The 9,139-nt window shown below is 42.7% G+C and carries 7 protein-coding genes; 5 read left to right on the top strand and 2 right to left on the bottom strand.

Annotated elements, in window-relative coordinates; genetic code table 11:
- Window positions 1–1,500 (bottom strand): DUF3360 family protein (locus tag F0227_RS21475; protein ID WP_171755297.1); only part of this gene is annotated, 1,500 nt, incomplete at its 3' end.
- Between the two features lie 808 nt (window positions 1,501–2,308).
- On the opposite strand from F0227_RS21475, the gene F0227_RS21480 reads away from it, so the two are divergent.
- The 4 genes from F0227_RS21480 to F0227_RS21495 all read left to right on the top strand — a co-directional run bounded on the left by F0227_RS21480 (window position 2,309) and on the right by F0227_RS21495 (window position 5,621).
- Complete coding sequence (locus F0227_RS21480) at window positions 2,309–3,079, top strand: ABC transporter ATP-binding protein (protein ID WP_171755298.1); 771 nt, start codon at window positions 2,309–2,311, stop codon at window positions 3,077–3,079.
- Between the two features lie 165 nt (window positions 3,080–3,244).
- Window positions 3,245–4,021, top strand: coding sequence for an ABC transporter substrate-binding protein (locus F0227_RS21485; protein WP_171755299.1), 777 nt, complete (start codon window positions 3,245–3,247; stop codon window positions 4,019–4,021).
- 179 nt (window positions 4,022–4,200) lie between these two features.
- Complete coding sequence (locus tag F0227_RS21490; protein WP_171755300.1) at window positions 4,201–4,941, top strand: ABC transporter permease; 741 nt, start codon at window positions 4,201–4,203, stop codon at window positions 4,939–4,941.
- 2 nt (window positions 4,942–4,943) lie between these two features.
- On the top strand, window positions 4,944–5,621 hold the full coding sequence (locus F0227_RS21495) for an ABC transporter permease (protein WP_171755301.1): 678 nt from the start codon (window positions 4,944–4,946) through the stop codon (window positions 5,619–5,621).
- A gap of 95 nt (window positions 5,622–5,716) precedes the next feature.
- Here F0227_RS21495 and xthA read toward each other — a convergent pair whose 3' ends face one another.
- A complete protein-coding gene (xthA, locus tag F0227_RS21500) occupies window positions 5,717–6,523 on the bottom strand; it encodes an exodeoxyribonuclease III (protein WP_171755302.1) in 807 nt (268 codons plus the stop codon).
- A 343-nt stretch (window positions 6,524–6,866) separates the two neighbouring features.
- On the opposite strand from xthA, the gene F0227_RS21505 reads away from it, so the two are divergent.
- A complete protein-coding gene (locus F0227_RS21505) occupies window positions 6,867–8,984 on the top strand; it encodes a methyl-accepting chemotaxis protein (protein ID WP_171755303.1) in 2,118 nt (705 codons plus the stop codon).
- Window positions 8,985–9,139 lie beyond the last annotated feature (155 nt).

Here is a 9,139-nt window from a genome sequence, read left to right on the forward strand (position 1 = left end):
TAGCATAGCTGCTAGACAGATAACCAGTACAACACTAGGAATGATGATGCGGTCTAGTTTGCTTAGTTTCTTAGGACGCTCTTTGTCACCAATCAGACCGTTGTTGTCTAGTAGCATACTAAGTGCCCATGCAAGAACAGGGTTAGTTACCATTGCCGCGAAGACACAAATACCAGCAGACTGAGAGTCTTTCGCGTCTTTAATCATCTGCATACCAGCTTCAAGAAGCGGAAGTGCAACACCAACCAGCAGAGCAACACGCATTACTGGAGGCCATACCGCTGCATCCATCGGGTAACCGATAATGGCGATAAGAATAACCAAAGTACCTAGCAGAATTGCGCCGCCAGGAATCGGACGTTTCGCAATCGCAGCCGGAATCATATAAGTACCCCAGCTTGACGTGATGTTACCACCACCGACAGCAGTACCAACCATCTGACGGATAGAACACATAGTCATAGTGTCATCAACGTCCATTAATACTTTTTCAGTGCGTTTCGGGTAGTTAAGTTCTTGGAAAATACGATGGCCAAGGAAGTCAGGTGACCACATAGCTACAGCCAGAATGGCAAAAGGTAGAGATGCGATAAAATGTTGCATGTTTGGCAGACCTAGTTGCCAGCCTGTCTCAGTTGAGCCCCACCAGTAAACTGGGTTTAGGTTAGGTAGTCCAGGTTCTGTGGTGAACACAAGGTCGAAACCAGCACCAGATGCCATAGCGACCACAAAGCCCGTTACTGCACATAGAGGGATAGCCAACCAGCGCTTGCCTAGCTTAGCGAGAACCGCGTAAGTGACAACAGTAATGCCAAGTACGATCAGAGCGACATAGCCCATATCACCAGCCATGACACCTTCAGCTTCACTGCTAAGACCATTAGCCCAGCCGATTAATGAGTTAATCTGACTCATTGAACCTGTGAAACCAAGGAATACCAGCAAACCGCCTGCGACCCCTTCACTGGTTAAGTTAACCAGTCTGGAACCACCTTTAACAGCACTAAGAATAAGGCCGAATACACCGATTAGAATCGCCAGCGCAAGAGGGTGAGCACCTGCCATAGCGATAACGAAAATCATCGGTATCATTGGACCGTGGTTGCCCGCCAAGTTGGCCCGTGGGTTTATAAAACCAGATGCCAGAACACAGAACAGAAGCGCAGGAATAAGCATCTCTACACGAGCGACTTCGATTGCCCATGCTACGTCTAGGTTTACGTGGTCCCACTTTTCTGTCAAGCCTGCAGCCCATGCCATCATTACGGCAGAGTACATCGCGATGATGCCAATGGTACCAGCGATAGCAGGTACGAAGTCTTCAATTTCAAAACGGAAATCACGCCCTGGCAGGTTAAGAGCAAAACGGCGTGGCTTCATAATTTGAAGTTCGTGGTCTAGATATTCAGAGCGGCTAGAGAACTCAGAAGCGGGACGATGTAGCTCTGAGTAGCTCTTCTCGTCTATTTCTGAGTGATCTTTGTTGACTACGTCTGACATAGAGTCCTCATTATATAGTTAGGTAATACAAAATTATTGTTATTAGTTGCAGGACAAGTCATTTAGTCAGTAAATCGTCTTATCACTACATCCCAAAATACAGGCAAAAATTTGACTGCATTTTTAAAGACTTAAAATTTATTGTAAATTTTGTCTAAATATTTGAAGGGGAAGTCTACCAAGCTCCCTCTTTTGGGTGATTGATCTTGATCACTTTATGAAAAATAGTGAAATAAAACTACGCAATTTCTATAGTTAAAAATCGATTAAATCAACTTTGTTCGCTTTATTTCAATAATCTAGCCGTGTAAGTCGTTTCTTTTCTTCTTTTATATGATCGGCACATTTCATCCGTAGTCGCTCGTTAACAAACCAGTGTTAAAAATGTAGCGACAAAATAGTTGAAGACGTGAGTTAAGGCTCTATGTTCTGATGACACCATCTACAATGATGACTAGAAATCGTCACTTCCTAGCAGCCAATTGCGTGTATATTTTGACACTATGCTCAATAATGACCTTATCTAATATCGATCTATTCTGTAGTGATAAATAGTTTGGATTTATTATAAAGTAGAGTTGTGTAACAAATATGTTAATTAAGTTACGAAATATAATTTCAGCCATAGTGGTGATTTATTCTCGAATAAGTGGTTTTATAGTCTGTATGTGAATATAAATGCAGTACTATTGCTTGTGGAACTTGGCTCAAATAGTTAATAATATGTTGCTTTTTAAGAGGGGTATGCTAGTTTGTACTGCATAATCGAGGTCGGAGTACTTCACATAATAACAGGGAGTAGTAGCGCATGAATGCTGTAGAAGCGCTAGAAATTAACGATTTACATAAAACGTTTGGCCAGAATGAAGTACTGAAAGGGATATCTCTCAAAGCACATAAGGGAGAAGTCGTCTCCATTATTGGCTCATCCGGTTCTGGCAAAAGTACCTTTTTACGCTGTATTAACCTTTTAGAGACGCCTACTGCTGGTGAGATATGGGTTAATGGCGAACTTATTCAAATGAAAAATAACCGTCAGGGTGAATCCGTACCTGCTAATGAGAAGCAGGTTCAGCGTATTCGTTCTCGTCTCGCCATGGTATTCCAAGGTTTTAATCTCTGGTCCCACCTCACTGTATTGGAAAACGTTATTGAAGCACCAGTGCATGTACTTGGGGTACCTAAAGCACAAGCGATTGAAAATGCAGAGCTACTATTACAGAAAGTTGGCTTGTATGAGCGCCGAGATTACTTCCCAGGTCATCTATCGGGTGGGCAGCAACAAAGGGCTGCGATAGCAAGAGCACTAGCCGTCGATCCGGAAGTTATGCTGTTTGATGAACCCACTTCTGCACTTGACCCCGAACTTGTGGGTGAAGTACTGGGTGTTATGCGTGATTTAGCTGAAGAAGGCAGAACCATGCTTGTGGTGACGCATGAAATGGCATTTGCTCGCGATGTATCGAATCACGTTATGTTTCTTCATCAAGGGTTGGTTGAAGAGCAGGGACATCCAAGCAAATTATTTACTGAACCAGAATCGGAAAGATTACAGCAATTTATCTCTTCGATTTATTAATAGCGACTGAATACGAACAAAATAGTGTTTTAAAACATAGTTTGATTAGTTGCAACACACAACTTGTGGACGTTGCCGTTAACGAAAGCAAGATATAACAATACGGATTTCTATTAAGAAACCGGAAAATTTAGACAGGTTAATCTCAATCACAGGAGTAGGGAAATGAAAAAGTGGTTATTGGCAGCAACGATTGCTGCAACAGCTGTAACAGGCGTTGCCCAAGCAAAGGACTGGAAAGTAGTACGCTTTGGTATTGAAGGTGCTTATCCTCCATTTAGTAAAACAGAAGCAGATGGCTCTTTGAGTGGCTTTGATGTGGACATGGCAAATGCGTTATGTGCTGAAATGGAAGTGAAGTGCAAAATCGTTGCTCAAGATTGGGATGGTATTATTCCTTCTCTACTAGCTCGTAAATATGATGCAATTATCGCGGCGATGTCGATTACTGAAGAACGTAAGCAGAAAGTAGATTTTACTGGAAAATACGCTCTTATTCCTAACAAGTTTATTGCTAAGAAAGATTCTGGTCTTGAGTTTACTCAAGCGGGCTTAACGGGCAAGAAAATTGGTGTTCAGCGTGCGACGACTCATGATCGCTATCTGACAGATAACTATGGTGATGCAGTAGAAATTGTTCGTTATGGCTCTTTCGATGAAGCATACCTTGATCTTGCTAATGGCCGTATTGTGGCGGTACTTGGTGATGCATCTGCTCTAGAAGAAGGTGTTATCAATCAGGCAGGTGGTGACGCTTATGAGTTTGTTGGCCCATCATTGACTGACCCTAAATGGTTTGGCGATGGCTTTGGTATTGCCGTTCGTAAGCAAGATAAAGACCTAACTAAGAAATTAGATGAGGCTATCCTAGCAGTTCGTGCAAGTGGTCAGTATAAAGAGATCCAAGACAAGTACTTCAAGTACGATGTTTATGGCGATTAATTAATTGCTTTTGAGGTGGCAGTTAATGCCACCTCATCCTTTACTGACGTGAACATTCAACAGGCCACTTGGTCAAATCACTCTAACACTCTCATCGGGTTGTTAATGAGTTAGCTGCAAGTAGTATGTTGAATGGGCATTTTCTCAGCTATGCTGTTCTGCTGAATATGGATATATAAATGTTTGATCTTAAAGGATATGGAGCTTCAATTTTTTCCGGAGCTATATTAACGATTGAAGTCGCGCTTCTTTCTCTTCTGTTGGCGATGACGCTAGGTATGTTAGGTGCGTTAGCAAAAATGGCTCCCTACCGTTGGGCTAGGGCTATTGCCACACTCTATACCACCATTATTCGTGGAATTCCTGACTTAGTGTTAATGATGCTTATTTTCTTTGGTGGTCAAATACTGCTAAACAATAGCCTCTATGCCGTTAACGAGTGGATTAACGAGTGGATGACATCTTCTAATCCTGCTCATGAGTGGACGGAGTACCTTCCTGATTACGTCGATATTAGTCCTTTTGTTGCTGGCGTATTAACCATCGGTTTTATCTTTGGTGCTTATATGGCGGAAACTTTCCGTGGCGCTATTATGGCGGTAGACAGCGGTGAGCTAGAAGCGGCAAAAGCGTATGGAATGAGTGGCCCAATGGCTTTTCGTCGAATTCTATTGCCGCAAATGATTCGTCATGCGTTGCCCGGTTTTGGTAACAACTGGCTGGTTTTACTTAAGACGACGGCATTGGTATCGATCATCGGTCTTGAAGATATGGTTCGAGTAGGGTCCCTTGCTGCCGGTTCGACAAAAATGCCATTTACATTTTATATGACCATCTCTTTGATTTTTCTGTTCTTTACTAGTGTTTCCACAGGCTTCCTTAAGTTTTTAGAACATAAATTTAGTATTCATACGAGGTAATTATGGATTTTTCTATTATTGTTGAGAGCTTTCCTATCTACCTTAGTGGCCTTTGGACAACGGTGTGGTTAGTTGCCGTAGCGTTGATTATAGGTTTAGTGATCGCTATTCCGTTGGCAATAGCACGAAATGCCGATAACTATTTTGTATTTCTACCGGCTTGGGCTTACATCTATTTTTTCCGTGGAACCCCTCTCTTAGTGCAACTGTACTTAATCTATTATGGTATGGACCAATTTATAGCAGTGAAGGGAACGCTATGGGAGAACGCTTGGTTTTGTGCACTGATTGCCTTTATTCTTAATACTTCTGCGTACACCGCCGAGATTATTCGCGGAGCGATAAATGGTTTACCAAAAGGGGAAGTGGAAGCGGCTAAAGCTTACGGTATGAGTTATTGGCAAACTTATCGTAGAATTATCTTACCAAGTGCTTTACGTCGTGCGTTACCAGCGTACAGTAATGAAGCGATATTTATGGTTCATGGTTCTGCCGTTGCGGGTATTGTCACTATCATTGATTTGACAGGGGCGGCTAGGTTAGTGAACTCGCGTTATTATGCGCCTTTTGAGTCTTATATTACCGCTGGTCTGTTTTATATGTGCTTAACGTTTATCATGCTTTGGTGTTTTAAGAAGGCAGAAAAACGATTTTTGGCTTATTTACGACCGTTGTCATAAACGCGATAGAGATAAAAAAACCGGACGAGTCCGGTTTTTTTGTTTTTAGCTGTCAGTGAACGTATCCCAAACTCAGGACAAGCGGTGAGGCCTTATTATTCAAAGGTTGACCAAATAGGAGCATGGTCAGAAGGCTTTTCTATCCCTCGTAGCTCATAGTCAATACCTGTATCGATACAGCGAGAGGCTAGCGCAGGCGTTGCGAGTACAACATCAATTCTAAGGCCACGATTATCGACAAACCCTTTAGAGCGGTAGTCAAACCATGAGAATTGGTCATCCACATCAGGGTATTGATTTCTGAAGGTATCCTCAAGCCCCCAATCGAGTAACGTTTTAAGCCACTCTCTCTCTTCAGGCTGGAAGGAGCATTTACCTGTTTTTAACCAACGTTTTCGATTGACTTCACCAATACCAATATCAGCATCAATAGGGCTTATATTAATATCGCCCATGACAATTACGTTGTCTTCGTTAGTATGATAGCCGTTTAAATAGGTCATTAAATCCTTATAAAACTGACGCTTATAAGGGTACTTAGTCTCATGCTCTATATTGTCCCCTTGAGGGAAATAGCCATTGAGTACGGTTGTTTTATGGCCATCCTTATCGGCAAAGGTGGCAATAATCATTCTCTTTTGATGCTCTTCACTATCGGTAGGAAAACCATAAAGAACCTCGATAGGTTCTTGTTTACATAGCATAGCAACGCCGTAGTGAGCTTTTTGTCCATGGAAGTAGACTTTATACCCCATGGCTTCAACGTCTTCTATTGGGAATGCGTCGTTATGGACTTTTATTTCTTGCAGGCCAATCACATCAGGTTGGTGCTTATCAATAATGGCTTGAAGTTGATGGAGACGGGCGCGCAGGCCATTAATATTGAAGGATATTACTTTCATTCTAGTTCTCGGTTTTGTTTTTAGAATAGATACATATTAGCACTAATCAGCAGTTAAATGCTGCATTCAGGCAGCATGGACAGATTAATTTTAGTGTGATGAAGCGAAGTGTATACAGCGCAATTAGTTGTCTGGTGAGCTCAAAATTATATTATTGTATATGGGATTAACTTATTGGCTAAATATGTTGATAAGCCAGCCGATAGCATTAGAATAGTAGGGTCTGTTTCTCCTTCACGTATATTTTTGTAGCTTTTAGGTTGAACAAAACCTATACATGAACGAACAACAGCACTTACTGCAGGGTTAAGGTTGACCAGCATAAAAACGATAAGGATATGGTATGTTTTCTCTTTCAGTTCAATGGAAGATCACACTTCTTTCCGGGCTATGTTTAGTTCTTACTTCATTTTCACTGATAGGCATTTCTGTCTATAACGGTTATCAAAATCGCAGCACAATTGTAGACCATAGTACCGATTCAGTTGTTTCAAAATCAGAACAGCTGTTAAAAGCTCAGTCGCAACTTAATGCGACAGAGGCGATCAGTTACTTACAGCAGGCTTATAATAGAGCTGAAATGCTAGGTCAGACAACGCTATTTCTTCAGCAGAATGCTGAAGATAATTTTACCGCTAGTGAAGATTTGAGAACATCTCTGGAAGATATGTTGAGGCTATCAGTAGAGAGTTTTGAAAGCATACAAAGTGCCTACCTGGTATTCCTTCCTGATGCTCTTGATGGCGAAGATGCTAATTATCATGGCGCCGACTATGTGGGATCAAACGAAATAGGGCGCTATGCCTCCCACTGGGCTATGTCCCTTGACGGAAGCCGTGCCCTTGCCAATACCGTCAGTGAAGATATGCTGAAAGACTCGGTGAATCAAGAAAGGTTTAGCTGTCCGTTGGTAAGCAAATCCAGTTGTATTTCTACTCCCGCATTCAGTGACTATGGCGATAGCCAGTTATTAACCACATCCATTTCGTTGCCTCTTCTGAAGGAAGGGGAAGTGATTGGATTCATCGGTATTGTGATTAAGCTAGATGTTCTTAAGCAGATGGCTCTTAAAACGGATGAGTCTTTATTTGATGCAAAAGGTAAGGTTTCTATCCTCACTTCACGAGGCGCCCTTGTGGCTAGTGATGATGCTGAGGCAGCTATTGGGAGCCATTTCTCCACAGACTCTCTGACAGACGCTCAGTTAAATGGATTTTTGCAGCAGAGTGATATTCAAACAAAATGGAGTGATGATAACCAATGGTTAGTTGTTTTTGCTCCTGCAGCTATTGTAAATCAGAGCTGGGGAGTCTTGCTTGAAATACCAAGAGCTGATGTGGTCGCAGATGCCAGTTTGTTAGATGCCGTGATTACCGAGCGTACCGAGAGCAGTATTTTCTCCGGTATATTATTCGGCCTTGGTTTTGTTTCTGTCGGACTATTGGTGATTGCTATCGCTTCCAAAGCCTTAGTCAGGCCAATCCGGGATGTGGTGAACCGATTGGATGATATCGCTTCTGGTGAAGGTGATTTGACGCAAAGACTTGAAGTGAAAAGTAAAGATGAAATAGGTCAGTTGGCAGAGGTTTTCAATCAGTTCTTGCAAAAACTGCAAACCACCATCAGCCAAGTTGTGACCAGCACTGATCGTATTGCCGATACCACCGTTCAGGCAGAGCAAGCGGCTTCTGTTACCAGAACCAGCAGTGAAGCCCAGTTTAAAGAGGTTGACTTGGTCGCCACCGCTTCTGAAGAAATGACACAGACAGCAGGTTTGGTTTATCAAAACGCTGATATGGCGGTCGGAGCTGCCGGTAAGGCAAATGACGCAGCATTGCAGGGACAAAACGTTATCGAGTTGTCAGCGACAGAAATGCATAAGTTGGTCGAGACAATGAATGAAGCGGTTCCTATCGTTGAAGAACTGGCTAAAAATAACGCCGCGATAACAGAGATTCTGACGGTTATTGAGGGGATATCAGAACAGACCAATTTGTTGGCCCTGAATGCTGCGATAGAAGCGGCTAGAGCAGGCGAGCAAGGTAGAGGTTTTGCGGTTGTTGCCGATGAAGTGCGAAGTTTGGCGAGCAGAACACAAGGTTCAGTGGGTGAAATTCGTCAAGTTATCGAGAAAGTACAACACGGTACGACTGAGGTGGTTAATTCTATTCAAAACGGTAACGAACTGGCTGAAGGCGCTTCTACTCAGGTTGCTCAGGCAGTGGCTCAGCTGGCTTCGGTATTTGATGCCATTGCGGAAATTAACGATATGAACAGTGAAATTGTCCGTGCCGCTGAAGAACAGAAAGCGGTTTCAGGGGAAGTGAATCAGAGTGTGGCGAATATCCGAGAGCTGAGTGCACAAATTCTGGAACAGGCTGGGTCTTCAGAGAATGTGGGTCGGGATATTGCTCAGCTTTCATCGCAGCAGAAGGCATTGGTGGATCAGTTTAAAGTGTAGTTTTAGCTTTGCTGTCATTGAACATGATTAAAACGCTCGTTATTTACGAGCGTTTTTTGTTTTCAACCCTTAAACCACCTTCTAGGAAGGTGGTGATCGTCCATTAGGGCTTTGCCCGAAGGACGCTCATGTTCAATATATCCATGTTTGTAACC

This window comes from Vibrio sp. 99-8-1, from assembly GCF_013114595.1.
In the GTDB taxonomy this organism is placed as follows: domain Bacteria; phylum Pseudomonadota; class Gammaproteobacteria; order Enterobacterales; family Vibrionaceae; genus Vibrio.